A 26,062-nucleotide genomic window follows, 5' to 3' on the forward strand; every position below is an offset into this window, starting at 1 on the left:
CTTTACGGCCCGACAAAAGAGCAGTGGGCCGAGTACGGAGCGCTACCTCCAGTAATTTAGAGTAAGATTATATCCGCATTTGGCCGTTTGGCTATAGTGGGATTTATAAGTATTTAATCATAGGATTGAAAGTGGTGGCTTGAATCATAGACAAGAGGATACCATCGGACTAAAACTGTTAATTCTATTGAACTAACGGGTAAGTTGAGCCACGTGGATTGAGGTTAAGATTTATTGAACTAACGGGGAACGTTAGTGGAATAGCGGTTGCTTCGGCAGCCGTTTTTTATTTGTTCAACTAACGTGCAGTAGAGCGTGGTGTTGCCTTGTTGAACTATTAGGCAGTTAAATGCGGTATTATAGGGTACGATTATCCATAAGAGATGAGGTGCCTTTATCAAGAAGAAATATGCTTTCCTAATAGTTTCCATATTATTATTTGTGATGGCTTATACAAAACCAAGTAGTCAAGATTATGATAATTACCTCCATAAGGTTCACGGTCTTAAATGTGACAGTTCTGAAAGCTCAAATTGCTTTCATACTATTAATGACTTGAAATCATCAAGTCTCACACATCAGATTATTTTTATGACAGCAGAAACAAAAAATTTTGGAGAGGCAGATAATAAAGTACGAGTAGTAGGTATTTTCAATCATTTTTTTGTAATAGAAAATCGTCTTCATCCTAAATCAGCTAATAACAATAATATCGAAGTTCCGTTAAGCTAACGGGACACGATAGTTGAATAATACATATTGATGAGCAGGTTACCTTAATCAACTAAGTGATGGATAAAATATAAATATAAGTGTTCTCTCTCAAACTATTGGAAAATATTATGGTACATTATCCTTATTCGGTTGTTTCAAGGGGAGGGAAATATACCGTGCTGAATACTCAGGATATTGCTATAGAAGCATTAACTTGTTATCCAATTACTTATCAATCAATAGCTCATATTGGCCAAAATGCAAACACCATCTATAAAGTGACAGATAAGGAAAGTAACTGCTATAGTTTGCGAATACATCTATCAAAAAATGATTCAATGGAAAGTATTTGGTCTGAGGAAAAAGTCATCCTTTCAGAAATGATTTGGCTGGAATCATTAACAAATGATACTAATCTGGTGTTGCCATCACCTATAAAAAATAACATTGGTGAATATGTTACTAAGATAGCTGACATAAACTGTACATTGTTAAAATGGGTAGATGGTGAACAAAAACAATTTGTTCCAACAGTCAATGATGCCGAATGTGTAGGCGAATTGATCGGAAAGCTTCATAAACAATCATCTTTCTGGAAAATTCCGTCATCATTTACTCGACCGTCATTTGATAATTCTAGAATTTCACAATCATTAGAAAAGTTAAAACAGCTTGCTAACGGTGGTGAGCTCGATAAAAATGATGTGGAAATTCTGCAATTGGCCGGAGAGTGTGCAATTTTAATGATGAACGACATAGAAAGAACACCTGGCAATTGGGGGATAATTCACGCAGATTTGATTCCAAGTAATTTTGTGTTTCATGAACAAGAAGCTAGAGCTATTGATTTTGGAGCTTGTGGGTTCGGATATTATTTATTCGATTTAGGTTGGACACTTTCTTATATCCACCCAGCATTCAGAAACCAGTTGCTAGAATCATACGCAAAACAATTCGACCTGCCTCATAACTATGTTCAACGTTTGGAAGGTTTCTTTGTAGCAGCCCAACTCGAAACAATAAATTTTTGGCTTGGGCTGCCTGAATCTAATGAGTGGTTACCCAGTCACATTAGTAAATTAGCAAGTCGGGAATTTAAGCGATATGTAAATAAAGAAGGATTTCTCTTTAGTGGTACTACTTACTGGGAGTAGTTTGTTCAACGAACGGAGAACGTTAGCCCAGATACTTTGGGAGCAGTTTTGCTTCAGAAGAATAGAGATCATGATAAGCTTATTTTCGAAAAGAATCTATAATAACCGCATAAAACAAAAGGAGAGGTACTTTGAAAAAAATTAGGGAAGCAACAAAAGAGGAAATGATCGAAATTTATAAGATGGGCTATGATGTTTGGGGAGATAATCTGCCATATGAAGAATATATAACTATGTGCCAGGCTTCCAAAAAGTATAAAAAGGGAAAGTGGTACGTTCTTGAAGCAACAGATACAAAGCAACTATTAAGCTCCCTCATCGTATATGAACTAAATCTTTCTGATGACCAAATTGTAAAGGGGATTGGTTCAATTGCTACCCCTTTATATTTAAGAAAAAAAGGATATGCTTCTTTATTGGTCAAAGAAACGATAAATAAACTTGAACAGGAAGAAAAGTGTAACAACTTTTTCCTTTATAGTGATATTGGAATAGAATTTTACAAAGAATTAGGTTTTATTGTACTACCTAATGAGTTTCAAAAATATAAAGACAGTGTTTGTATGTATTACTCAAAAGAAAATGATATCGACTCCATAGTACTTGATATCCCCGATTACTTTTAAAGCACATCCTTATTGAAGTAATGGGAAACGATAGGCTAACCCAGGTGATTTGAATTACAGATATGAGATTATAGCGGGTGTGAAAAAACGCCGGTCACCTTAAGCAGGTGACCGGCGTTTTCATATTAGCTTTTAGGCATTTTGCTCTCATCCATGTACAGCAGGTTCCAGCGGTGACCGTCCAGGTCGGCAAATCCTGCGCCGTACATCCAGCCGTCAATTTCACTCGGCTTGCCAAAGATTTTTCCTCCGGCAGACTCTGCTTTTTGAATAAAGGCATCTACTTCTTCTCTGCTTTCAGCGCCAATGGAGAATATTACTTCTGCGCTATGGGAAGTATCTGCGGTTTTAGAACCTGTGAATTTCTCAAACGCCGCATCCGGGAACAACAGAATTGTTGTTTGGCCTATGTCAAGCTTGGCTCTCTCGTTACCAACGCTAACTGCATGGAATCCAATCTCATTGAAAAAGGCAGTTGACCTCTCAACATCTTTGACCGGCAGGTTAATCCAGATTTCCTGTGGCATGGCTATAGCCTCCTGGAATATATTTTTAACAACTCCTACTATACTCTAGTTCTGGCAGCAGAAGCGAATCTTACAAAAGAATCCGTAATGACATTTCTGTCATGCATTATGTGGTTTCCTTAGTAACTTCTCTTCTCTAAATCGCAACTCACTCTTAATTGAAATACTCGATAGTTTTCTCAATAAATGCCTTGGCCGATTTTGTCAGAAAACGGTCGGACCTATGAATGATCTCAAAGTGACGGTATGGCGGATCGTCTGTAATTCGGATGCAGCGTAGTGTTGGTTCATTCATCGCTTGGATCAAACGATAAGGCAGCAATGTTCCTCCAACGTTGGCTTTAACCAAGCTAATAATGGAAGTAGCCGAACTGGTCTCCATGATCGTATTTAAACTGAATCCATATTTACGGCAATAGCTGTCAACCAGTTCTCTGCCTGTAAATCCTTCGGGGAACATCACAGTTTGGATATTTCGCAGTTCCTGGATTCCAATCGTGCTTCGTTCAGCCCAATCATGATTCTCGGAAACGACGAGTACATATTCTTCACTGCACAAAGGAATGCGTACAAGCCGATCATCAGGAGCAGACGTGATCTCGATGCCGATGTCTACTTCATTATCCAGCACTTGATTCAAGACATAGATCGAAGAGATAACCTTCAGTTGTACCTTGGGGAATCGTGCATGAAAATTCACGAGCAATGGGGTGAGCCGATAGTCCAGATCGGAAGGGAGAACACCAATTACCAACCGACCTCGTTGATCATTGCGGAATTCAGCTAACGCATCCTGGGTATTCTGTAAATGCCGAATCATCTGTACACAGTGCTCCAGAAACAGATTTCCTGCCTGGGTCATCACAATCTTTTTGCCGACTCGGTCAAATAAGGGAACACCGAGTTCATCCTCGAGCGCGCGTATTTGTTGACTCAACGTAGGTTGAGATATGCCGAGTTTCTCAGCTGCTCGTGTAAAATGAAGCTCCTCACACACCGCAATGAAGTTTTCCATCTGACGAATCTCCATATGAATCCCCTCTAATCATTGGTTTTAGTAATCATTTTAATAGAAACTATAGTATTGTTCAATCATTCTAATGATTCTATACTTAATCATGCACCACCCAACGATCTGTCGTTAACAAATAGGATGATGGGTGAATGTAACGATACTACTACCATGAGGTGATTCATAATGAAACTTTTTTATATCGTCCTGGCGCTTATCCTGGCTTCACTGAATTTACGACCACCCATTACATCCATTTCACCTCTAATGAGCACCGTACAGAATGATCTGGGTATAAGCGGGATTACCGCCAGTCTGTTAACCACACTTCCGGTATTATGTATGGGCATATTTGCTCCGTTCTCCGTAAGATTAAGCAGAAAGTGGGGAAATGAGGGCGCAATTGTTTTGGCTTTAATCCTCATTGGGTTAGGTACGGGATTACGATGGTTTGTTGGTACAACTCCATTGATGATGTTCACTTCTTTTCTGTCCGGAGTAGGAATAGCATTGGCAGGGCCGCTATTATCCAGCTTCATTAAGCAGTATTTCCCTGACCGAGTGGCAGCTATGGTGGGTATCTACTCTACAGCGATGGTGATGGGGGCCAGCATTAGTGTGGGATTATCGGTTCCGCTTCAGCATACGCTGGGTGGTTCGTGGAGGGGCTCGTTGGCTGTATGGGCATTTCTCGCAGCCATTGCATTGCCGATCTGGTTGAGATTAGCCTGGTCTGCGCGCATAGATCGACAATCCGGTAAAATCTCGAGTGTACTTAATGCACCACTTCCGGTGAACAACAAGCGTGCCTGGATGCTGACATTATTCTTCGGGCTGATGGCAGCGATCTTCTACTCGTTGACCGCTTGGCTTGCGCCAGCAATCCAAAGCCAAGGGTATAGTCAAGAGACAGCCGGCAACATCCAAACCTTATTTACATTGATATCTCTGCCCTCTACGTTGTTCATTCCCATGCTTGTACACCGTTACCAAAGACGTGTATTCTGGCTTGTCGGGTGTGCGTTATTAGAGTTGATGGGTGTCCTGATGCTGAACATATCCGTTAGCCCCTGGCTCGCGGCGATTCCACTCGGTATTGGAGCAGGTGGACTGTTCCCGATTGCACTGATGTTGCCCATTGATGAAACAAGTAATGCTCAGGAAGCCAGTAGCTGGTCCGCAATGACTCAATCAGGTGGCTACATTGTCGGAGCGCTTGGGCCGCTAGCCATTGGCTGGCTCCACGATGCAACGGGCAGCTTCGTCCAAGCATTCTATGGTTTGGCTGTAATCATCGTGCTTCAGATTATCGTTCAATTGGCTATAGGTAATAAAAAAAGTTCTCCAGCAAGTTAGGATAAGCCCCAGAGCTGAGAGGATGTACTATTTTCATGATTAATTTAGAAACGGATTTTGTTGGGGGAAATAAGTAGAGGAGCTTCCTATATGGTAGCTCCTCTTTTCTAGTAAATTAAATGGGCAATATACTAAGGAAATATTGGATTATAGGTTCATTCTATAAAGATTATTTCTTTTATATATTAGACCAATAAAAGCCTGTAGCGATATTATGTTATTTATAATAATAATGCGGAGGAATGGTCTGATGTCTATTTATGATTTTCAAGCGAAGTCAATTAATGGTGAGCCTGTTGAATTGTCAATTTATCGTGGAAAAGTTCTGCTTATTCTGAACACTGCCAGTAGATGCAGCTATTCTCGCCAATTACCTGATCTTCAAAGGCTTTACGAAATTCACCATGAGCAAGGGTTTGAAATACTAGGTTTTCCTTGCAACCAATTCAACGAGAAAGAGCCAGAGAGTAACTCGGAAGTACATGAATATTGTGAGAGCAACTTTGGAGTTAAGTTTCCTTTATTCGAGAAAGTTGAGGTTAGGGGCCCGTCTGCTCATCCGTTATTTCAATATTTAACACAGCAAGCACCATTTCAAGGGTTCGATACTGAGACATCAGGCGGTCAATGGATGCAGGATTTTCTGCTGGAAAAGTATCCGGACATATATGCCGGTGACGGGATCAAGTGGAATTTCTCAAAGTTTTTAATCGATCGAAACGGCCATATATATGGTAGATACGAAACTACGACTGAACCATTTGACATAGAGGTATTTGTTGAATCACTTCTTTTAAAGTAAATGAATCTGATTGGTGATTAAGCTAACGGGCAGGATAGTTCAATCGTTTCTCGAATATTTTATGAGTTGGATAATTTTATGAACTTTGTGATTATAACGTTATCTGAAAAATACGCAAAGGTTTTTTTTGAAGGGATGATTAAATTGAAGCAAGGGATATTAGTTTATCTAAATGGAACTTCAAGTTCTGGAAAGACCTCCATATCGACTGAACTGATAAATCAGAAAGAGATTCCTTTTTATCATTTATCAATTGATGATTTTTTTAATAATTACAATGATTTTATTAATAATAAATTTCCAGATGAACCTCCAAGAGAAATAGATCATCAAGTTGTCTCACAAATACTTGATGATTCCATATTCTCAGTGTACCATTCGACAATTAAATTGTTATCAGAAGTGGGTTTTAATGTAATAGTAGATACCGTAATCGACAATGACAAGAGGTTTAATGAGTTTCTTGATCAATTTTTCGATCAGTCTACGTTATTTATAGGTGTAATATGCTCGAAAGAAGAACTCATAAGAAGAGAGCAAGCAAGAGGAGATAGAAAAATTGGACTGGCAGCTTCACAGTTTAGCAAAGTATATTGCTTTGATGAATATGACCTCGAAGTAAATACTGAAGAGATGAATCCAAATGAATGTGCCGAAAAGATATTAAGTTTTATTAAGTCCAATAAGGAATACTCGGTATTTAAGAAATTAAGTGAAAAAAATGTTAGTGTTTTCTAGATGGCGTATCCATCAGATAACACCATATCAAGCGTTGGGGCTATCGCCACTCGGTTTGCCCGAGGGATTTCGGAATTAAGGTAAAAGGAAACGATAGTTCGATTAGACATAAGGGCAGCCGATCCATGGATCGGCTGCCTTTATTCAACTAACAGGCAGGATAGCGTAGTGATAGCTTTTTTTGGTATCGAAAGCACTTAAACCCCAAATGATTATAATTAATTATTATAGATACAAATAATTAGTAAGATAGTAAAATTTACAATTGATCATTACCTGATTAGGATTATGAACTGATATATGATCAAGAAAAAAATTGAGGAGTAATGCGATGTATACACAACCTACTGTCTTACGTTCAGTCCTAGATCCAAAATACTTGGAATACTGTTTGAGCAAACATTATGATATCGGGCAATGGATTGAATGTTTGTATTGGTTACGAGGATTAAATGATACTTACAGGGTGCGAACTTCTAATGGATTTTACATACTTCGTGTTTACCGCCTTGCAATTAACGAAAATGATGTAGCGTATGAGTTATCCTTATTAACTCAATTGAAAATTGTCCTTAACTCTGTGGACACAAAAGTGTCGGAACCCATAGCAAAAAAAGACAATAGCTTGTATACCGTTCTAAATGCACCAGAAGGGAAGCGAATTGCTGTAATTTTTCGCTATCTCAATGGCACGGAGAACATACTTCATGACGAGGCATCATGCTTTACCTTTGGAAGATCAGCTGCCGAACTGCATACAGCAATGGATCAAGTTATTCTAAACCAACCGCGATACGAGTTGGACACAAATTTTCTCGTCACTCAACCATTGGAACGAATTGTTAACTACATTGGTGAAAAAAATGAGGCAGTACCATTTCTACATGAATTTGCGAATGCATTGAAAGAACAAATCCTTATTGCTTCAAGACAAGGCTTGGATTGGGGGTTATGTCATGGAGATATGCATGGAAATAATAATGCATTCAAAGAAGGAAGCTATTTTACTCACTACGACTTTGAATGGTCTGCTAATGGTTGGCGTGCATATGATTTGGCACAAGTTCGGGCTAGAAAGCGTCAGTTAGAGGATCAAAAAGAACCTTTATGGAATGCGTTAATCTCGGGTTACAGATCTGTCAGAAACTTCTCGGCACAAGATGAAATGGCAATAGAACTATTTGTTATAGCTCGACGCTTTTGGGTGATGAGTCTAGATGTCGCTTTTATCGAAAGTGATTCTGGTGCTTTAGACTATTCAGATGATTGGCTTGAAGGTTTTATTGATGAATTTAGAAACTTTGAAATTGTGTAAATGAAATATTATTATTAATTCTTACTAACGGGACAAGATAGCGCCATGAGAACAGGCTGCCAGCATAATTGGCAGCCTGTTCTGCTCAACGGGCAGGATTGAATGGTAGATAAGTTGAATATTTTGATAAGTTATTGAATATGCGATATTTGATAAGCTTGATGCCAGAGTGTATCAGGAAGGTGATGTAAATGTCAGGTAAGAGAGATTTGTCAATTTCACAACAGTTGGCAATTGAAAATATTACACAGAACGCTAGAACCCGAAAATGCGAAGCTCAAAAGACAATAAAGGAAGTTCTTCAGCTGTCAGATATCCCTTGGAGTACATTTGAGGATACCGTGCTTAAGGTTTTCAAACGCGAGGGTCGCGCTGCATTTTCATCCTGATCGGCCAATTGCGGACATGAAAAGTGTGGCACAGGCATTGCTCGAGCAGGGGATCTATAAGAGTCAGTTTGAAACTCACATTTCCAATGGCAGCGTATCTGCTTATCAAGGCGGATCACGGGATCTTTGGGAGAAAAAGATGTTTGGAGGCGCTTATCAGTTAGATGGCGTGACGAATAGCCAGCGCCCGAAGTACGGGGCGCTAGATTTAATGTTGCACCCGGATGGACCGGCTCCGCGGTTTGGGTCATGTTACTTCCTTCTCTCACCGAAAGTCTCCTATCACTGTACGTACACTTATTTGGATTCACATCAAGATCCCAAGGAAAAAGGCACTTATGCTGAGTTTGATGACATTTTAGCAGCAATTTTTTTAGATACATTTATTCGAAATAATGCCATCGGCGAGAAAAATCTGACACCGCAGAAGTTGATTGAGCATCTGTTGTATAATCTCGAACAACCATTCAAGGATCCTTCAAAACGAAAGTCCAATCGAAACCTAGACCACTATATTGAAGCCCAGATTCACGATGATATCATATTAAATGATGACGTAGAAATGCTTGTTGCCGATCCTTCGTTCAAAGGTACTTACATAGGAGATGTATTAGAACAATTATGCTTAAAGTATTCCATTAAATTATATTGGCATATGGGATTCGCTATGCGTGTAGAAGAAATACCCTCAGATTTCAGAGGATCAACTATGCCTTTAGCTAAGCGGATAGCGCGTAATGATTATATCGACGCTAGTGTGGTCGGAGCAGCTGTCAATGATTTAAAACGTAATCCTGCAGTATGGAGCGATAGAGGAGCCTATGAAGAGGTGCTTCAGGAATTAAAATATATGTGGCATATTTTAGTTAGATTTGGTAACCCGTTTGCGCGTAAATGAAGGACTAATTCGTTGAACTGGCGGAGAAAGATAGTAACAACATGGGATATTACTGATTTATTTTCTGGTCGCTCTAACCAATGGGAGATAAAATGGCAATCAACCGATTAGGGAGGCAAATCCATGTTTGATATCGAAAGAATTAAAGAGATTATTCCTCATCGAAATCCATTTCTCTTGGTTGATAGGATATTGGAAATTAATGAGGGGAAGAGAGCTGTTGGAATTAAAAATGTAACAATTAATGAACCTTATTTTCTAGGTCATTTTCCTGACTATCCTGTTATGCCTGGAGTCTTAATTGTAGAAGCACTGGCACAGGTCGGTGGAATCGCGATGTCCAACGTTGAAAGCAGCCATCATAAAATAGGCTTATTAACGGGTATTGATAATTGTCGTTTCAAACGACAAGTAAAACCAGGAGACCAACTCCTTCTTGAATTTGAGGTAATTCGAATCAAGGGACAAATTGTCAAAGGAAAGGGAGTGGCCACGGTAGATAATGAATTGGTATGTGAATCTGAAATTATGTTTGCATTCAGTTCGATTTAGGTTGTAAGCTAACGGTCTGATTAGCTTCAGAAGCATAACCGGTCAATGGATCGGATTTATCATTAGAAACAATATAACAACGATACAAAAGAAAGTATTAATCAATATGACGAAGTGTCTAAATTGTATTACACAACTCGCTCAAAGAAAAAACAGAATAATCAAAGGGTCTGAGTCAGCAGCAGGAAGTTTGTTCGTCATGCTAGAACCTTTATGAAAGATTTTCCTAACGAAAGGATAGGCTAAACGTTAATGAAATGAATAGAGTGATTAAAACACAATACGTGTTGGATTAACTAACAAAATATAACGAATTCCATAGACGACGATCACCTTTCTGAGCGCTATTGGCGAGAGATCTCACTTAGTGGACAGTGGGATTTTGTTTGTGTTTGTGTTTGATTTTTTAAGCGAATTCGGATTCGCAGTTAAACGACGATACCCCATTGGCGGCAGACCAGTCCAGCGTTTGAATTGCTTGCTGAAATGGGACACATCACGGTACCCCAGTCGCTGAGCAACCGATTCGACAGATAGACTATTATCCATCAGCAGCAGTTTGGCGTGTCGAATGATTAAGCGTGATAAATATTGCCTTGGTGACATCCCATAGATTTGATGAAAAGCACGATTACAGTGAGTAGTGCTATATCCGAGCTTGGCAGCAATGTCCTCAATACCGCCACCTCTTTCGCCTGTGCTGGCAGCGGTGGAGACGGATTCCTGCAATAGTCCTTCAATAGCGTTAGCTAGGGCAACTGTATTTTCTGTAGCTTCTGTATCTGCTGGGAGAGGCATTTCCGAAAGCACCCAACCGCTGAGCGCGGTCAGAAGCTGCAGTGAAGCATGCAGTGTGATCAAGCGATTTCTATGTGTGTCTTTAGACTCTGACAAGATGGAAGAGTTAATGATTACATCTAGCGCGGAACGGATGGCCAGCAGTTCGGGGGTGTTCCCGCTGAGACTAACAGCATCTGCTGTAAGTAAGGCACGCCGCAAAATCAGATCATCGATATCAAAATGCAGGCAGTAATAAGTCATGTCACAGTCAGCATTTGAACCCATACTACTATGTTCAACACCGGGACGAATGAATAAAATATCGCCGCTTTTCTGTATGAAAGACTTATTGCCTACCGTCATTTGTTGCTCACCTTGAAGGACAATATTAATCTCAAACATCGGATGAGTGTGTACAGGATATTGCCAATCCGAATTTACTTTTCTCCAATGTGCGGCGAAGATATGAAAGGCTGCTTGAATATCTGGTGACATCTGACCGTCAATAGAATTATGGAAGGCGGGATCATTCGAGATCATTTTAATCCTCTTTTACAATAAAATTTGGCTTAATTATATCATAGGTTGTTATCGATGTTTGATTTGCCCAAATAATAGAAGGCTTTAGCCCTGTTGCACTTCCAGAAATATCGATAACATGGATATATAGCCCGGAGGTATCCGGGATCATGTTGGAGGGAGTGCATTTATTTATGTTACATAATAAATTTTTTAATGCTCATCATTCACCGATCGGTACATTTGCGAGTTTTACCTTAGGATTTAAAGGAGCTAGTGGTGGTTTCGATTTGGAGATGGCCAAACCTCCTAGACAGAATATATTCATAGGATTAGAACGCACTGATGGGAAAGGGTATGACACACTACCATTTCACGAGATTGGCGGAGATGACGAGAGCAAACGCTATGACATCGAGAATCCAGACCCCAATCCAGACAAGGAGAATATTCTGTTCCCTTTTCAAGATCGTGAGATTTCTAGAGATTTTCAAGTAGCTACAGACTGCTGGAGTGCGGGGGACCTGACCTTCCGGATTCTCTCGCCAGTTCGATCAGTACCAGATCCTGAAACTGCGTCTGTGGAAGAAATGAAGGAAGTGTTGCTGCCAGCAGTACTGGTTGAGCTCGAAGTGGATAACACCTCATCAGCTACCTCACGTCGCGCGTTCTTTGGTTTTCAGGGAACAGATGTGTATAGCGGAATGAGAAGACTGGATGATGTGTCATCTGAAATTACAGGCGTTGGACAAGGAAGATTTATTGCGATTGCTGCCGAGAAAGGCACTACAAAGTCCGCACTTCATTTCACGATGGAGGATATTCTAAGTGAGGAGCTTCAGGAAAATTGGACCTTTGGACTGGGTCGCGTGGGTGCTTTAATCATGGATGTTCCAGCCGGAGTAAAAGAAACGTACCGGTTTGCGATTTGTTTTCACCGTTCGGGTTCTGTTACCTCTGGTATGGATGCTTCCTATTACTATAATCGCTATTTCAACAATGTTGAGGCAGTAGCCGAATATGCATTAGCTAAATTCGATGTTCTTAAACAAGCAGCGGAGAAAGCTAACGAGATGTTTAATCATGCAAACCTATCCGAAGACCAAACCTTTATGCTAGCGCATGCGATTCGTAGTTATTATGGTTCCACACAATTACTGGATAATAAGAATAAGCCATTCTGGATCGTCAACGAAGGCGAATACCGGATGATGAATACCTTTGATCTGACCGTCGATCAGTTATTCTACGAGCTGCGTCTGAATCCTTGGACGGTTCGTAATGAGCTGGATATGTTCGTAGAAAGATTCAGCTATGAAGATACGGTGCGTTTCCCTGGGGATGATACAGAGTATCCAGGTGGGATTAGCTTCACACATGATATGGGTGTAGCCAACGTAGTTTCACGTCCGGGCTATTCCTCCTATGAGTTATATGGCATTGATGGTTGCTTCTCTCATATGACACATGAACAATTGGTAAACTGGGTGCTGAGTGCGGCAACTTATCTTGAGCACACGGGTGATCGGAGCTGGATGGAACGTAATCTGAGTATCTTGGAGAAGTGCTTGGATAGTATGTTAAATCGGGATCATCCAGATCCTGAGCAAAGAACCGGTGTTATGGCGCTAGATAGCTCACGTACGATGGGTGGAGCAGAGATTACTACCTATGACAGTCTGGATGTCTCTTTAGGTCAGGCTCGCAACAATATTTACTTGGCAGGAAAATGCTGGGCGGCTTACTTAGCTATGGAGAAAATATTTGCAGAGTATGAGCGTGTGGAGCTGTCCAAAACAGCAGGGGTTCAAGCAGAGAAATGCGCCGCAACGATGGTGGCAAGCGTTACAGCAGATGGATATATCCCGGCTGTGATTGGAGAAGGTAACGACTCCAAGATCATTCCAGCTATCGAGGGTCTTGTATTCCCATACTATACGGGTTGTAAGGAAGCTCTTGATCGCAATGGACGGTTCGCCGCATATATCGGCGCACTCGACAAACATCTTCATGCGGTGTTGAAGCCGGGCGTTTGCTTATTTGAAGACGGCGGTTGGAAAATCTCATCCACTAGCAATAACAGCTGGCTTAGCAAAATCTATCTCTCGCAGTTCATCGCCCGCAACATTCTGGGACTGGAATGGGATGAACGCGGAGCGGCAGCAGATCGCGCTCACGTGGCATGGCTTACCCATCCAGAATTATCGATCTTCAGCTGGAGTGATCAAATTATTTCCGGGGAGATTACAGGCAGTAAATATTATCCTCGTGGAGTAACAGCGATATTGTGGTTGGATGAGAAGTAGGGATTTGGAGTTTCATTGAATAAATGGCAAACGGACCTCTTATTAGGGGAGCGTTTGCTTTTTTTTGTTAAATTATGAATTTCTTTTTTTGATTTATATTCCCAAAACTAGTACTATAGTATTAATTTGTAATTAATTCTAATAGGATGCGGAGCGGTGTATATGGTAAAAGTTACACGTACAAGGTTGCGACTAACAATTCGGAAAAAACTGCTCATGATGTCACTCACGCTACTAATTCTTCCCATCGGAATATTAGGAGCAGTTATTTATCAGATTTCAGTCAAAGAAACGAATCAGCTCATTGAGAGTAAACTGAGTTCAAGTGTAAACCTGGCTGTCGCCTTAATTGAGAATTTGGAAAATTCCGTTCAATCGGGGCAGTTGACTGAAGTGGAAGCCCAAGAGCAAGTACGGACCTTACTACTTGGAAACAAAAATGAGGATGGTACTCGGCCTATTAATCAATCAATTGATTTGGGTCCAAACGGCTACTTCTTTATATTAGATAACAAAGGGAAACTGCTTGCTCATCCCAAACTAGAGGGAGATAATATTTGGGATAAACAAACCTCAAACGGTACTTTTTACATACAGGATTTGATTAAAGCAGCACAGAACGGTGGTGGAGCTACTTACTATAAATGGCCGCTACCTAAATCGGATGGTACTGGAAACGCTGTAGGAGAAGAAGCACTGAAAATATCTTATGCTAAACTATCGCCCTCTTGGGGCTGGGTCGTAGCAGCAGGCTCTTATATGCAAGACTATAATACCGGACAACAAACCATTCTAAAGGGAATTATCACAACATTGATTGTATGCGTTGTCATCGGAATCGCTGTAATATACATATTTGCACAACATATTTCAAGACCGATTGTACGCATAGCCCGTGAAGCTGAACGGATCGCTCAAGGGGATCTAAGCGGTAAAGCATTAACTGTGCGCAATCGGGATGAGATCGGACAGCTCGGAATCAGCTTTAATCAATTATCGGGTAATATTCGGCAATTGGTTGGGAATTTAACCATAAGCTCGGAGTTATTAGCTTCTTCCTCCAAACAGTTGTCTTCAACATTAGGTGAAACCACAGCGGCACTTGTTCAGACTTCATCCTCAATGACTGAAGTGGCGAACAATAGTGAGAAACAAGCTTCCTCAACGCAGGAGACTTCCCAATCGATGGAGGAGATGGTAAAAGAGATTCAGCGAGTAGCTGAAGCCTCTACACATGCCTATCAGCTGTCCATGCAAACACTGGAAGAGGCTGATAAAGGAAACAGCCTTATCATTAACTCTTCCGAGCAAATGAACGCCGTAAGTAATACTGTTGATGATTTAGGGATCACCGTTACTAGTTTAAATGACCAGTCTCAACAAATAGGCACCATCGTCAGTACTATTAAAGGAATATCTGAGCAAACGAATCTATTAGCGCTTAATGCGGCAATTGAAGCTGCTCGATCAGGAGAACAAGGCAGGGGATTTGCAGTGGTAGCTAGTGAAGTCCGTAAGCTGGCAGGACAAACAAGTGAAGCAGCTGAAAGGGTTTCAGTCATGGTTGAAGAAATTATTACGAGTATAGGTCATGCCCATCATTCGATGAGTAAAGGCCAAAATGAAGTCGCAGCAGGGGTTCAAGCGATTGATGATACGGGTAAAGCATTTGAACGCATTTTGCAGGCCACCCGGACCATCGTAGATCAGGTGGAGCAATCCTCGACCGCTGCACAGCAGATGTACACGGGCTCCGAACAAATATCTGCTGCGGTGATGGAGGTCGAGCAGGTTTCATTGCACTCAGCTTCGGCTGCACAGACAGTATCTGCTGCCACTCTGGAGCAGCTTGCATCTATGGAGGAAATTGCCGCATCTGCTCGCAAGCTCCAAGAGGGTTCAAATGAGATGCGTGCTTTAGTAAATCAGTTTAAATTGGAATAGATGTTCAGACTTAGAGTTACAGAAACAGAATATGTAAAATATTAAAGAGGGGAATTAACCCCTCTTTTTTGCTGTTCTGACGTAAATAACCTTTTGAATACTATGAGGAAATTAATATAGCTTTTACAGCTCATTGACGCGGAGCGTATACTGGCTTGCTATATTGAAGGGAAAAGGGGGATGAATATGAAAGAAATCGAAGAGTCGTCCTTTGCAGCTGCTCAGCCTGTCCTTGCAAGTGATACTTTTGGTTGGGATAAGCTTCAGGTTTCGCAATGGTATAGTCCGCAGCAAGCTTTCACCCCATCCTCGGAGTCTAAATATTTAATAGGAATTCACTGCACAGCCTACTATGAAAATTACTACACCATTCATATTACCCCCTGTAATGAGAGCCTTCTTTGCCCTTGGGGCAGAACCTCGCTCTATTTTTTGAAAATAGAAATTACGCCAGCGGTACTCGAAGAGATTGCTCGTGAATCTGGTTATCTGAAGGAAGGCAATATCCAGTTGGACCGCAAATTTCATGTCAAGGATTCCAAGCTACTGCAATTAGGGCTTTGGATGCTGGAGGAATTACAGAATGGCGGTGCCAAAGGAAAAATATATAGCGACTCTTTATCCAACATGTTAATTATTCACTTGTTACAACACTATTCTTCAGTGATTCCCCAGCATTCAAACAGTAAAACGCCAGCCAATCAAGAAATATTTCAGGTCATTCAATTTATGCGTGAGCGTTTAGAAGATGAGATTCAACTGACTGATCTCGCTGGCATGGCTAATATGAGCCAGTCGCATTTTATTCGGATTTTTAAACAACAGACAGGATATACACCCCATAATTATTTAATTCGCCTGAGAATCGAACGTTCTAAATTTCTTATTCGTTCCGGAAAAATTGGTTTGAAGGAAATTGCATCTCAGGTTGGTTTTGCCGATCAAGGTCATTTTACTAGATTATTCAAACGAGAAACCGGCCTAACCCCAAAGCTGTATGCGAATCAAAGCTCCTCCAAACCTAATCATATGATTTATTGATTTTATTCTTGCAAATGAGAGTTTTGTTCAAGGAAAGAAGTGTTTTGTTCAATTAGAGAGCTGTTGCCAGCTCCTATAATAAGGTTGAAGTAAGGCGCACAAATGCCGAACTACAACCTTATTAGGAGGAGAGAAAACATGAGATTAAAGAGATTATTCAGTCTGATTTGCGCGGGGGTACTTACGACCAGTTCTTTATCTTTAGTAGCATCTGCCACACCTGTCGGACCGGATAACCTAGTAAACACTGAGGTAGAAATCAGTGCAGAGTCAACTTCGACTTCAGCTACAACTGCTGGAACTTGGCATGAAGTATCTAAGCAAACCTTCTGGTTACTTGATGCCCTGGAACGGGGACAAGGGGTGGCTACAGACGGGAATTCATGGATCTTTAATTCCTCGTATGGGCTCTTACGGACTGGACTTGATGGAAAATCCGTAAAAGCACGGAATGAATTGGCTATTCCACTGGAGATTGCCTCCCAAGGTGGAGACCATATCGGTGATATTTCCTACTATAACGGTAAAATATACGCTCCTATTGAAGACGGCAAAAACTATCAGCATCCTTACATCGCCCTCTATGATGTGAACACTTTGAAATATACAGGTACATCCTATGCTTTACCGTTGAATCTGCATGTTGGCGGTGTGCCTTGGGTAGCTGTTGATGCCGCTCGCGGTCAGGTCTACACAGCTCAGTGGAGTAATGCTAGCGTCTTGAATGTACTAAGTCTTGACGATATGCATGTGATCACAACCGTTCCACTTTCCCAAAGTATTGATCGAATTCAAGGTGCCGAAGTGTACAACGGTGTTCTGTATGCTTCTACGGATAACGCAACCCAAACGGTTTATCAGATTGATCCGGAGACTGGAAACGTATCTGTTGCCTTTGATCGCAATCTGCCTAGTGGTACTGAAGCCCAAGGAATTGTTGTATTGCCTACCGCTGATGGTGCACAGCTCCATATTCTTGATGTAGGCTCGAATCGCATTAGTGTGAACTTTCGCCATTATGCATTTTAATTCAAATCCAAGCGAAAAAAGGGGCTAACAGAAATGCTAAAGCAAACCAAAACTATTCTAACACTGCTATCCGTCTCAATGCTGGCAGTAGCGGGCTGCGGACAATCTAATAACAGTACGGCTGAAGCCAAAGAAAATACCGCTCAACCCACAGCAATCGCTGCAACTCCGGAATCCACAGAGACTCCAGCCGCTAAGCCGGTGGAGATTACATTTTATTATCCTGTTAATGTTGGTGGTCCCCTTACAAAAGTAATCGATGGGATGGCTAGTGCATTCATGGAGCAGCACCCGGAAATTAAGGTTAATCCCGTGTACACAGGTAATTACGGTGACAATACCGTGAAAATTCAAGCAGGTGTGCAGGCCAAACAGCCACCGGATGTCGCGGTCATGATGTCAACAGAGCTGTACAGTATGCTCGATATGAATGCAATCATTCCGCTGGATGATTTTATTTCAAAGAACACGGATATACAGATGGCTGATTTTTATCCCGCCTTTGTAGAGGATACACAGTCTGAAGGTAAAACGTACAGCCTGCCTTTTCAGCGGAGCACGATTGTTATGTACTACAACAAAGAAATGTTCAAAGCCGCAGGACTGGATCCAGAGAAACCACCCACTACATGGGATGAGCTTGTAACCTATGCTAAGAAACTGAACAAAGACGGTCACGTGGGGCTGGAAATTCCGGGCAATGATGATTCGTATTGGATGTTTCAAATGCTTGCACGGCAAAATGCTTCCGATCCGAAGCAAAACATAATGTCCTCCGATGGCAAAAAAGCGATGTTCGATACGCCGGAGAATGTGGAGGCATTGCAATTCTGGTTAGATTTGTCCCATAAATATAAGGCGATGCCGGAGGGTGTTATTGATTGGGCAACCGTTCCGACAGATTTCATTCAAGGCAAAACAGCCATGATGATGCATACAAGCGGCAACTTAACCAATGTAAAAAATAACGCGAAGTTCGAATTCGGCGTAGCGTTCCCACCCGCACAAAAGCAATTTGGATCACCTACTGGGGGAGGTAACCTGTATATTTTCAAGGACACATCTCCTGAAAAACAAGCTGCGGCTTGGGAATTTGCCAAATATATGACGGCTTCAGAACAAGCTGCCCTCTTTAGCAGCTCATCCGGTTATGTTGGCGTAAGAAAATCTGCATACGATACAGATGCTATGAAGAAGTATACGGCGGATTTCCCGCAAGCATTGGTAGCGAGAGATCAATTGGAATATGCGTTCCGGGAATTGTCCACTCATAATCATGGTAAAGTATCGACGGCAATTACGAACCAGATTCAAGCGGCATTGGCAGGAGAGATTGATGCAGCAGGTGCACTTAAAAAGGCTCAAGCAGAAGCAGAACAGGTACTTGCTCCCTTCAATAAGTAAGCTTTGAGGTATGGAATACGCCAGGACGGCTCGATAGCTTGTTCTGGCGTCATTACTTTATTCATTAATCGTAGAAACCTTAATCATGGAAGGATTGAATGGTATGAATGCCGGATGGAGTGAGAGGCTTAGACGAAACGGATTCGGCTGGGGACTAGTGTTGCCTTCGCTGCTCTTTCTTTGCTTGTTTACTTATTACCCTATGTTTAAATCGTTCTGGCTTAGCTTTTATGAGAAAAATTTGGCGACTCCTGAGCCTTTGTTCGTCGGTTTTGACAATTACGCTAATCTATTGCACGACAATGTCTTTATGAAGGTGTTTAGTAACAATATATGGTTCGCCATTGGCACAGTACCCACTTCATTAGCTTTGGCTTTCTTGATGGCACTGTTTGCCGACAAGGCGATAAAAGGGCGGGGACTGGCACGTCTTTCATTTTTCTATCCGAATATGATCCCGATGATCGCTGTGGCGAACATCTGGTTGTTTCTGTATACCCCTCATTTTGGGCTCTTTGCCAGACTGGCTTCATGGATCGCGGATCAGCCTGTGAATTTGCTGGGAACACCTGATACGGTGATGGGCGCATTAGTCATTATGATGATTTGGAAAGAAGCCGGATATTTTATGATTTTTTATTTAGCAGGAATGCAGCAGATTCCCAAGGATTTATATGAAGCGGCTGCAGTAAGCGGAGTCGGTACATTCACTTCCATCCGCAGAATCACAATTCCGCTCACGATGCCGACTACGTTGTTTGTGGCTGTTGTGGCGATAACCAATTCTTTTAAGCTGGTAGACCATCTCTGGATTATGACAAAGGGCGGTCCGAATAATGCAAGTAATCTGCTGCTTTATTATATCTACGAGTCCACCTTTAATTTCTACGATCAAGGGATGGCCGCATCGATGACGGTGGTCATGATCGTGCTGCTGCTCCTGATTTCCTCTTTACAGTTTTTTGGCTGGGATCGGAAAATCCATTATGAATAGGAGGTGGAATCCATGGAGGATAATCCACTAAAGCTGCCCTTAGTATTAAGGCAGAATACACGCAAAGCTTTAGAAGAGGAGCGCATGCTGAACTCCGAAAGAACAAAGCGCCGAATCCAGCAGATCCTGTGGCATGCGGTTGGATTTACTTTTGCCGTGGCCTGGATCATTCCCTTCCTATGGGTGGTCAGAACGGCTTTTCTACCCAAAAACGTCGCTATCGATGCGGGATGGTCTTGGGACTTCACGTTTGAGAATTTGATTCATGTCTGGAATGGAGCGCCTTTTGGACGATTTTTAATGAATACATTGCTTGTGTGCGGTGTTGTGCTTGCTGTGCAGCTCGTTACAATGACGATGGCTGCTTATGCGTTCGCACGGGTACGATTCTTCGGAAAAGATCTGCTATTCATGTTATTTTTGGTGCAAATTATGGTGCCGCCGGATGTACTTATCTTTTCCAACTATCAGGTGTTAAACGAAATGGGTCTGCTGGACACCAAGCTGGGGATTATGCTACCTTACTTTGCCTCCTCTTTTGGAGTATTTCTGTTAAGGCAATCCTTCAAGCAATTACCCTTTGAGCTCGATGAAGCTGCCCGGGTGGAGGGCGCCTCACGCCTTCATATTCTTTCTAGAATCTATGTCCCACTGTCACGTCCGATTTATGTGTCCTTTGCGATCGTGTCGGTCAGCTTTCATTGGAATGATTTCTTGTGGCCTCTAATTGTAACCAATTCGGAGGAGAATCGCTTATTAACTGTAGGCTTGGCGATGTTCGCAAAAGCCACGGAATCTGGTGCACAATGGTCCGATGTTTGTGCGGCTACATTGATTGTGTCGGCACCCTTAATGATTGGATTTTTATTGTTCCAGCGGCAAGTGATAGGTAGTTTTATGAGCTCTGGCATTAAAGGTTAGGAGGAGGCATTTATGAGGCTGGCGATTATAGGGGACTTACACTACCCGGACGAATTGTTAAACAACAAGGTTTTGATTAAAGAGGCACGAGATGCTTTTTACGAGCAATTTATGAATCTATTTTTGTCCATCCCAGCCGATTATCATATTTCCGTGGGAGATATGGTGCATGCAGGAGAATTTAGCGAATTTAATTATATCATGGGTAAGATTAAGGACAGCAAGCATTCTAGACGTTTTCTACATGTTCTTGGTAATCATGATACGTACACTTATCCTAAGGAAGAAATCCTTTCCGTCACCCGGCAGCAGCGATACAGTGTTATTGAAGAGACAAATGCAATCATTATTTTGCTGGATACCGCACGGGAAAATCGTGACGATTGGAGCGGAACACTTGATGATGAACAGCTGACTTGGCTCGAAGCACAAATGAAGCGGAAATCGGAAAAGCCTTTATTCGTCTTCGGTCATCATCCCTTGTATAATACGACGGCTAGATCAACTGAGCCAATGATGTCACTGGATCCCAGCTTGGACATTTGGCCGATATTGAAGCAATGGCAAGGTGTGGGTTTCTATTTCAACGGGCATAATCATGTGCATTCTATCGTTAGAAAAGAAAACTGGCATTTCATTCAAACAGCCTCCATCCTGGATATTCCTTCTGCTCGAATCCTTACTGTGCTTGAAGATGAAATCAGGTTAGAGATGGTGAATCTGGCAAGCGAGCAATTGAGTAAATGGTCTTCATTATTTACCTTCAGCATTTTTGATTATGAAAAATATCCGCAGGCTGAAGGGGAGACAAGAGATCAGGAGCTAATCATCAATCGACTTCAAATGGATAGAAAGCAGGTGGACCAGCAATGAATCGTCAGCCAGTAAGATTAGCGATCGTAGGTGGAAATCGCGGAGCCAGTTTTATGAATGCACTGTACTCTCTATCGGATCGGATACATCTGACCGCCACTTGTGACTTGAATGAGTGGGTGCTTAACCAATGGAAAGAGAAATTCCCAGAAATCCGAACGTATCGGGATTATCATGAAATGTTAAAAGATTCGGCGATAGATGCGGTGTTTATCTTAAGCCCCATGCATTTGCATGCCAGACAATCTATTGATGCTTTAAAAGCGGGTAAACATGTCCTAAGCGAAGTGATTTCGATCCAATCTTTAGAGGAAGCTTGGGAGCTTATCGAAACTGTTGAACAAACTGGACTTAAATATATGATGTCTGAAAATTACTGCTTCTCGCGCTCCAATCTTACGATTAAACATATGGCGGATCAAGGCATGTTCGGTGAAATTACTTATCTGGAAGGCGGATATATCCATGATTTACGTCATTTGACTCATCATCCGGATGGTTCTCTGACTTGGCGGGGGCAATTACATCAGCAGTATAACGGGATCAATTATCCGACACATTCTATTGGTCCAGTTGCGCAATGGATTAACCTCAATAAGCCTGAGGGTGATCGATTAAAAAGCGTCTCGTCTTTTGTTTCCAAATCTAGATCCTTACAATATTATTTCGGAGAGCATTATGGAAAAGATCACCCAGCAGCACGGGAGGGATTCTGGCGGCAAGGGGATAGCGCGGTTGCGGTCATTCAAACGGAAAAGGGTGTACTGATTGAACTGCGTGTAGACTGGTCCTCCGTTAGACCGCATAATAAAACTCATTATTTACTGCAAGGAACTGAGGGAGCGTATATTACGGGCCGCCATCAGTACGAAGAGGATTTGATCTGGTTCAAGAATCTCTCGCCCAAAAATATAGCGGATGGAGAGGAAATGTGGGAGCCTTTAAGCAGTTATCAACCACTCTATGATCACCCGACATGGATGAAATGGGGCGAATATGCCGCTGGGACGAAACATGGCGGAGGCGATTTTATGGTGCTTGAAGAATTTATTTCTGCCATTCAGGAGGATCGAACCCCTTCGGTGGACGTATATGATGCCGTTACTTGGAGTTCTGTGTTTACATTGTCTATGGAATCTGTAGAGAATGGTGGAAAAGCAATAGCCTTTCCTGATTTTAGAACGAGAGTGAGGAATTGACGGTGGATCAGGCCCTTTCCAAACTTGTGATGAAAAAAGAAATGCTGTCCGACTTGCCTGTTTTTCACTGTCCTACCGGGTATCTCATTCGTCATTTCGAGCCGGATGATGAACGGAACTGGGAAGAGCTTATACGCCATTCTTTTACAAGGGAAGTTAAATTTGCTCATAAAATCAGTGATCATGTACCCTTGTATTCGGATCGCTTGTTGTTCATTTGCCGCGGGGATCAACCTGTAGCTACTGCTACGGCCTGGGAGTCGGGTAGTGAGGACAATAAGAACTGGTACTTGCATATGGTTGGAGTGCTTCCAGAATATTCTGGTAAAGGTCTCGGCTATGCTGTGAGTCTAGCTGTCTTGCACAAAATAAGAGATTCAGGGGGAATGGCGGCATGTTTAGAAACCGATGATTTCAGACTGCCCGCCATCCGCATTTATTTGAAATTAGGATTTCAGCCTGTGTACTTGGATGAAAGCCATCCTGGAAGATGGGAACGAATCCTGCAAAGGCTTTGAATTTGTTGATAATTAGGGGGCTTCATGCCCCCTTATTCATGTTGGAGCTTCAGAAGGGGCCTCATCCAAAAATTATGTTGTCGTTAGGAAGTATTCCTGCTATAGTCATACTGACTTATTAAATGCATTTAATAAGTCAGTATGACTATAGGTGGGAGAGCCATGTCAAGTGATAAAAGACTTCCTTCACAGCAACTCAAATCTGAAATTATTCGAAATATTCGAACAGCATTATTAGAATTAGGAAGGGCTACGAAGGCGGAGTTAAGTCAAAGATTACAATACAGTTTTCCAACGATCAGTAAATTTCTAATGCAGATGGAAGAGACTGGGGAAGTGACGATCATTGGCCTTGATGAGTCTAGTGGCGGAAGAAGGGCAATAAGATACGCCTATAATCCGAATTACCGATTAGGGATGGCTATTTTTTTGGAAAAAAATGAAACGAACTATACGATCTATAATTGCATTGGCGATGTTGTAAAAGAAGGGAATTTACCTAGTATTCTTGAGGAAGACGTTAGTACACTGGTCTCGCTTATCGAAGGTGAAAAAAAGGCCAATCCCAAGATTCAATCTGTGGCGATTGGTGTTCCAGGCGCGGTGAAACACGGAAAGATTTTTCTGATCCCAGGTTATGCGAAATATCAGAATCTAGATTTGAAAAGATGTATAGAAGATCAGCTCTCTATCCCGACAATCGTGGAAAATGATATGAATGCCGCTGTAATCGGTTATATGGCGCAAAGAAATTTGAAGGAGAATATTTCTTTGATGTATCTGTATTTAGGGAAAAACGGACCGGGAGCTGGGATAGCCGTTAATGGTGAAATTGTTCGGGGAAAGACGTTTTTTTCAGGGGAAGTTCAATATATGCCCCAGTATGACAATAGAAATTTCATAGAAGCATTAACTGGAGATCAGGGTGGATCAAGCATGCAGCCGGATCATAAAGTAGATGCGATTAGTCGGTTAGTGGCTACTATGACCTCTATTTTGAATCCGCATTATATTATTTTTTGTGAGGATGAATTAGCTCCAGCTATGCTTAATCAAATCGCCGATCGAACTGCTACATACGTTCCTAAGGAACATCTTCCGGAATTAGCGTTAAGTGACTTGAAGCGTGATTATCTGAATGGATTACAAAGTCTTGGATTAGGTTTATTAGTTTCACAACAAATAGATTAGAACCATTAAGGAGATATCGATGGCTACTTTTTTTCTTATTATTATTTATTTAGCATTTATTAGTTTAGGACTGCCAGATTCATTGCTTGGATCCGCATGGCCAGTAATGAGAATAGATCTAAATGCCTCATTAGGTACTGCTGGAATCCTTTCGATGGTTATTGCAGTAGGCACAATTGTCTCCAGTTTGATGAGTGGTACAATCCTTAAACGCTTTGGTACAGGGAAAGTGACCCTTGTAAGCTGTATTATGACGGCTGTAGCTTTATTTGGTTTTGCATGGTCACCTTCGTTAGTATGGCTAATTGTTGCTGCGATTCCACTCGGTTTAGGTGCGGGGTCTGTAGATGCCGGATTAAACAGTTATGTTGCTACGCACTATAAAGCCCATCATATGAGCTGGTTACATTGTTTCTGGGGAGTGGGCGCGACGCTGGGTCCGATTATTATGGGTTCTTTTATCTCTGGTGAAGGTCTTTGGCGAGAAGGTTATCTTACGGTTGCTTATATTCAATTGAGCTTAGTTGTAATTCTCTTCGTTACGCTGCCTTTATGGGATAGAGTGGCTGGAAACAATAGCAACCTGAACGATGATAGCGAACATGAGCTCAATCATCCGGAGCTAGAGCAAGCTGCTGAGAACACAAAACCTTGGAAACTAAGAGGGGTTAAGCTTGCGATGTTAACCTTCTTATTTTATTCTGCCATCGAAACGAGTATGGGGTTATGGGGGAGTAGCTTTCTAGTAAATATCAAAGACATCCCTGCATCTACTGCAGCGACATGGGTGTCGGTGTTTTATTTAGGGATAACCTTCGGTAGAATGGTGACGGGTTTCATTACGTTTAGAATGAGTAATAAGCAGCTAATTCGATATGGCCAGCTCATTGCTTTAATCGGTACAGTGCTCTTAGTATTACCGCTTCCAACGATAGTTTCGCTGGTAGGGTTTATGATTATCGGTCTGGGGTTAGCCCCCATTTTTCCATGTATGCTACATGAAACTCCTGTACGTTTCGGGAAGAAGCACGCCCAGTCGATTATGGGCTTTCAGATGGCAACGGCTTATACCGGTACCACGCTGATGCCGCCTTTTATCGGCTTACTTGCATCGAATTTTACGCTGGGTATATTCCCTGCGATGATCGTTTTTTTCGCTATCGTCATGCTCTTATGTACAGAAAAGCTTAATAAATACTCAGCTAAAGTAAATGTAGGTTAAATTTGAATTGAATATATTACGGACTAACCCTTCATATA

At 41.8% G+C, this 26,062-nt stretch carries 23 protein-coding genes and 1 pseudogene; 21 read left to right on the forward strand and 3 right to left on the reverse strand.

What is annotated here, in order from left to right; translation table 11 throughout:
• Positions 1-444: 444 nt before the first annotated feature.
• From PAENI_RS32305 to PAENI_RS25065, 3 genes are all read left to right on the forward strand, one after another.
• The gene (locus PAENI_RS32305; protein WP_223178997.1) at positions 445-732 is read left to right on the forward strand and encodes a hypothetical protein; all 288 of its coding nucleotides are present in this window, start codon (positions 445-447) and stop codon (positions 730-732) included.
• 98 nt (positions 733-830) lie between these two features.
• Positions 831-1,868 (forward strand): phosphotransferase enzyme family protein, encoded by a 1,038-nt coding sequence (locus tag PAENI_RS25060; protein ID WP_262495729.1) that lies wholly within the window; start codon positions 831-833, stop codon positions 1,866-1,868.
• Between the two features lie 131 nt (positions 1,869-1,999).
• Complete coding sequence (locus tag PAENI_RS25065; protein WP_149647093.1) at positions 2,000-2,494, forward strand: GNAT family N-acetyltransferase; 495 nt, start codon at positions 2,000-2,002, stop codon at positions 2,492-2,494.
• 125 nt (positions 2,495-2,619) lie between these two features.
• On the opposite strand, the gene PAENI_RS25070 is transcribed toward PAENI_RS25065, so the two are convergent.
• Together PAENI_RS25070 and PAENI_RS25075 are read right to left on the reverse strand one after the other, a co-directional pair.
• Positions 2,620-3,021, reverse strand: a complete 402-nt coding sequence (locus PAENI_RS25070; RefSeq protein ID WP_149647094.1) for a VOC family protein — start codon at positions 3,019-3,021, stop codon at positions 2,620-2,622.
• 154 nt (positions 3,022-3,175) lie between these two features.
• The gene (locus PAENI_RS25075) at positions 3,176-4,051 is read right to left on the reverse strand and encodes a LysR family transcriptional regulator (RefSeq protein ID WP_149647095.1); all 876 of its coding nucleotides are present in this window, start codon (positions 4,049-4,051) and stop codon (positions 3,176-3,178) included.
• 168 nt (positions 4,052-4,219) lie between these two features.
• Here PAENI_RS25075 and PAENI_RS25080 point away from each other — a divergent pair, with 168 nt between their 5' ends.
• The 6 genes and pseudogenes from PAENI_RS25080 (at position 4,220) to fabZ (ending at position 10,083) form a co-directional block, all read left to right on the forward strand.
• Entirely contained in the window at positions 4,220-5,389 is a 1,170-nt protein-coding gene (locus PAENI_RS25080; RefSeq protein WP_149647096.1) for an MFS transporter, read from the forward strand.
• 250 nt (positions 5,390-5,639) lie between these two features.
• Positions 5,640-6,191 carry a glutathione peroxidase gene (locus tag PAENI_RS25085; protein ID WP_149647097.1) on the forward strand — a complete coding sequence of 184 codons (552 nt, stop codon included), beginning with the start codon at positions 5,640-5,642 and terminating at the stop codon, positions 6,189-6,191.
• A 144-nt stretch (positions 6,192-6,335) separates the two neighbouring features.
• Positions 6,336-6,929, forward strand: coding sequence for a chloramphenicol phosphotransferase CPT family protein (locus PAENI_RS25090; protein ID WP_149647524.1), 594 nt, complete (start codon positions 6,336-6,338; stop codon positions 6,927-6,929).
• Positions 6,930-7,260: 331 nt separating this feature from the next.
• Entirely contained in the window at positions 7,261-8,244 is a 984-nt protein-coding gene (locus tag PAENI_RS25095; protein ID WP_149647098.1) for a phosphotransferase, read from the forward strand.
• A gap of 191 nt (positions 8,245-8,435) precedes the next feature.
• Positions 8,436-9,531, forward strand: a pseudogene (locus tag PAENI_RS25100) (DUF3626 domain-containing protein).
• A gap of 123 nt (positions 9,532-9,654) precedes the next feature.
• The gene (gene fabZ, locus PAENI_RS25105) at positions 9,655-10,083 is read left to right on the forward strand and encodes a 3-hydroxyacyl-ACP dehydratase FabZ (protein ID WP_149647099.1); all 429 of its coding nucleotides are present in this window, start codon (positions 9,655-9,657) and stop codon (positions 10,081-10,083) included.
• Positions 10,084-10,443: 360 nt separating this feature from the next.
• Here the strand turns inward: fabZ and PAENI_RS25110 are convergent, their stop codons facing one another.
• Positions 10,444-11,403 (reverse strand): AraC family transcriptional regulator, encoded by a 960-nt coding sequence (locus PAENI_RS25110; protein WP_149647100.1) that lies wholly within the window; start codon positions 11,401-11,403, stop codon positions 10,444-10,446.
• 173 nt (positions 11,404-11,576) lie between these two features.
• Between PAENI_RS25110 and PAENI_RS25115 the strand changes: the two genes are divergently transcribed.
• The 12 genes from PAENI_RS25115 to PAENI_RS25170 all read left to right on the forward strand — a co-directional run bounded on the left by PAENI_RS25115 (position 11,577) and on the right by PAENI_RS25170 (position 26,024).
• Complete coding sequence (locus tag PAENI_RS25115) at positions 11,577-13,688, forward strand: glycoside hydrolase family 52 protein (RefSeq protein ID WP_149647101.1); 2,112 nt, start codon at positions 11,577-11,579, stop codon at positions 13,686-13,688.
• Between the two features lie 162 nt (positions 13,689-13,850).
• On the forward strand, positions 13,851-15,632 hold the full coding sequence (locus PAENI_RS25120) for a methyl-accepting chemotaxis protein (RefSeq protein WP_076300872.1): 1,782 nt from the start codon (positions 13,851-13,853) through the stop codon (positions 15,630-15,632).
• A gap of 186 nt (positions 15,633-15,818) precedes the next feature.
• A complete protein-coding gene (locus PAENI_RS25125; protein ID WP_188114680.1) occupies positions 15,819-16,673 on the forward strand; it encodes an AraC family transcriptional regulator in 855 nt (284 codons plus the stop codon).
• Positions 16,674-16,811: 138 nt separating this feature from the next.
• The gene (locus PAENI_RS25130) at positions 16,812-17,702 is read left to right on the forward strand and encodes a DUF6923 family protein (RefSeq protein ID WP_149647103.1); all 891 of its coding nucleotides are present in this window, start codon (positions 16,812-16,814) and stop codon (positions 17,700-17,702) included.
• A gap of 33 nt (positions 17,703-17,735) precedes the next feature.
• The gene (locus PAENI_RS25135) at positions 17,736-19,106 is read left to right on the forward strand and encodes an ABC transporter substrate-binding protein (RefSeq protein ID WP_149647104.1); all 1,371 of its coding nucleotides are present in this window, start codon (positions 17,736-17,738) and stop codon (positions 19,104-19,106) included.
• A gap of 103 nt (positions 19,107-19,209) precedes the next feature.
• Complete coding sequence (locus PAENI_RS25140; RefSeq protein WP_042189146.1) at positions 19,210-20,100, forward strand: carbohydrate ABC transporter permease; 891 nt, start codon at positions 19,210-19,212, stop codon at positions 20,098-20,100.
• Positions 20,101-20,184: 84 nt separating this feature from the next.
• Entirely contained in the window at positions 20,185-21,021 is an 837-nt protein-coding gene (locus PAENI_RS25145) for a carbohydrate ABC transporter permease (RefSeq protein WP_188114719.1), read from the forward strand.
• A 12-nt stretch (positions 21,022-21,033) separates the two neighbouring features.
• Entirely contained in the window at positions 21,034-21,894 is an 861-nt protein-coding gene (locus PAENI_RS25150; protein WP_149647106.1) for a metallophosphoesterase family protein, read from the forward strand.
• Entirely contained in the window at positions 21,891-23,093 is a 1,203-nt protein-coding gene (locus PAENI_RS25155) for a Gfo/Idh/MocA family protein (RefSeq protein WP_076118940.1), read from the forward strand. Before PAENI_RS25150 ends, PAENI_RS25155 begins: the two co-directional genes overlap by 4 nt.
• Before the next feature lie 2 nt (positions 23,094-23,095).
• On the forward strand, positions 23,096-23,611 hold the full coding sequence (locus PAENI_RS25160; RefSeq protein ID WP_262495759.1) for a GNAT family N-acetyltransferase: 516 nt from the start codon (positions 23,096-23,098) through the stop codon (positions 23,609-23,611).
• Between the two features lie 162 nt (positions 23,612-23,773).
• On the forward strand, positions 23,774-24,802 hold the full coding sequence (locus PAENI_RS25165; protein WP_149647108.1) for an ROK family transcriptional regulator: 1,029 nt from the start codon (positions 23,774-23,776) through the stop codon (positions 24,800-24,802).
• Between the two features lie 19 nt (positions 24,803-24,821).
• Positions 24,822-26,024 carry an MFS transporter gene (locus PAENI_RS25170; protein WP_149647109.1) on the forward strand — a complete coding sequence of 401 codons (1,203 nt, stop codon included), beginning with the start codon at positions 24,822-24,824 and terminating at the stop codon, positions 26,022-26,024.
• Positions 26,025-26,062: the final 38 nt, after the last annotated feature.

The organism is Paenibacillus sp. B2(2019) (assembly GCF_008370385.1).
GTDB lineage: Bacteria > Bacillota > Bacilli > Paenibacillales > Paenibacillaceae > Paenibacillus_AQ.

Coding starts and splice junctions, on each gene's coding strand:
- PAENI_RS25075 (WP_149647095.1), bottom strand. CDS start 4,051: ATGGAGATTCGTCAGATGGAAAACTTCATTGCGGTGTGTGAGGAGCTT.
- PAENI_RS25155 (WP_076118940.1), top strand. CDS start 21,891: ATGAATCGTCAGCCAGTAAGATTAGCGATCGTAGGTGGAAATCGCGGA.
- PAENI_RS25135 (WP_149647104.1), top strand. CDS start 17,736: ATGCTAAAGCAAACCAAAACTATTCTAACACTGCTATCCGTCTCAATG.
- PAENI_RS25125 (WP_188114680.1), top strand. CDS start 15,819: ATGAAAGAAATCGAAGAGTCGTCCTTTGCAGCTGCTCAGCCTGTCCTT.
- PAENI_RS25150 (WP_149647106.1), top strand. CDS start 21,034: ATGAGGCTGGCGATTATAGGGGACTTACACTACCCGGACGAATTGTTA.
- PAENI_RS25110 (WP_149647100.1), bottom strand. CDS start 11,403: ATGATCTCGAATGATCCCGCCTTCCATAATTCTATTGACGGTCAGATG.
- PAENI_RS25080 (WP_149647096.1), top strand. CDS start 4,220: ATGAAACTTTTTTATATCGTCCTGGCGCTTATCCTGGCTTCACTGAAT.
- PAENI_RS25145 (WP_188114719.1), top strand. CDS start 20,185: ATGCTGAACTCCGAAAGAACAAAGCGCCGAATCCAGCAGATCCTGTGG.
- PAENI_RS25070 (WP_149647094.1), bottom strand. CDS start 3,021: ATGCCACAGGAAATCTGGATTAACCTGCCGGTCAAAGATGTTGAGAGG.
- PAENI_RS25140 (WP_042189146.1), top strand. CDS start 19,210: ATGAATGCCGGATGGAGTGAGAGGCTTAGACGAAACGGATTCGGCTGG.
- PAENI_RS25120 (WP_076300872.1), top strand. CDS start 13,851: ATGGTAAAAGTTACACGTACAAGGTTGCGACTAACAATTCGGAAAAAA.
- PAENI_RS32305 (WP_223178997.1), top strand. CDS start 445: ATGGCTTATACAAAACCAAGTAGTCAAGATTATGATAATTACCTCCAT.
- PAENI_RS25115 (WP_149647101.1), top strand. CDS start 11,577: ATGTTACATAATAAATTTTTTAATGCTCATCATTCACCGATCGGTACA.
- PAENI_RS25165 (WP_149647108.1), top strand. CDS start 23,774: ATGTCAAGTGATAAAAGACTTCCTTCACAGCAACTCAAATCTGAAATT.
- fabZ (WP_149647099.1), top strand. CDS start 9,655: ATGTTTGATATCGAAAGAATTAAAGAGATTATTCCTCATCGAAATCCA.
- PAENI_RS25130 (WP_149647103.1), top strand. CDS start 16,812: ATGAGATTAAAGAGATTATTCAGTCTGATTTGCGCGGGGGTACTTACG.
- PAENI_RS25095 (WP_149647098.1), top strand. CDS start 7,261: ATGTATACACAACCTACTGTCTTACGTTCAGTCCTAGATCCAAAATAC.
- PAENI_RS25085 (WP_149647097.1), top strand. CDS start 5,640: ATGTCTATTTATGATTTTCAAGCGAAGTCAATTAATGGTGAGCCTGTT.
- PAENI_RS25170 (WP_149647109.1), top strand. CDS start 24,822: ATGGCTACTTTTTTTCTTATTATTATTTATTTAGCATTTATTAGTTTA.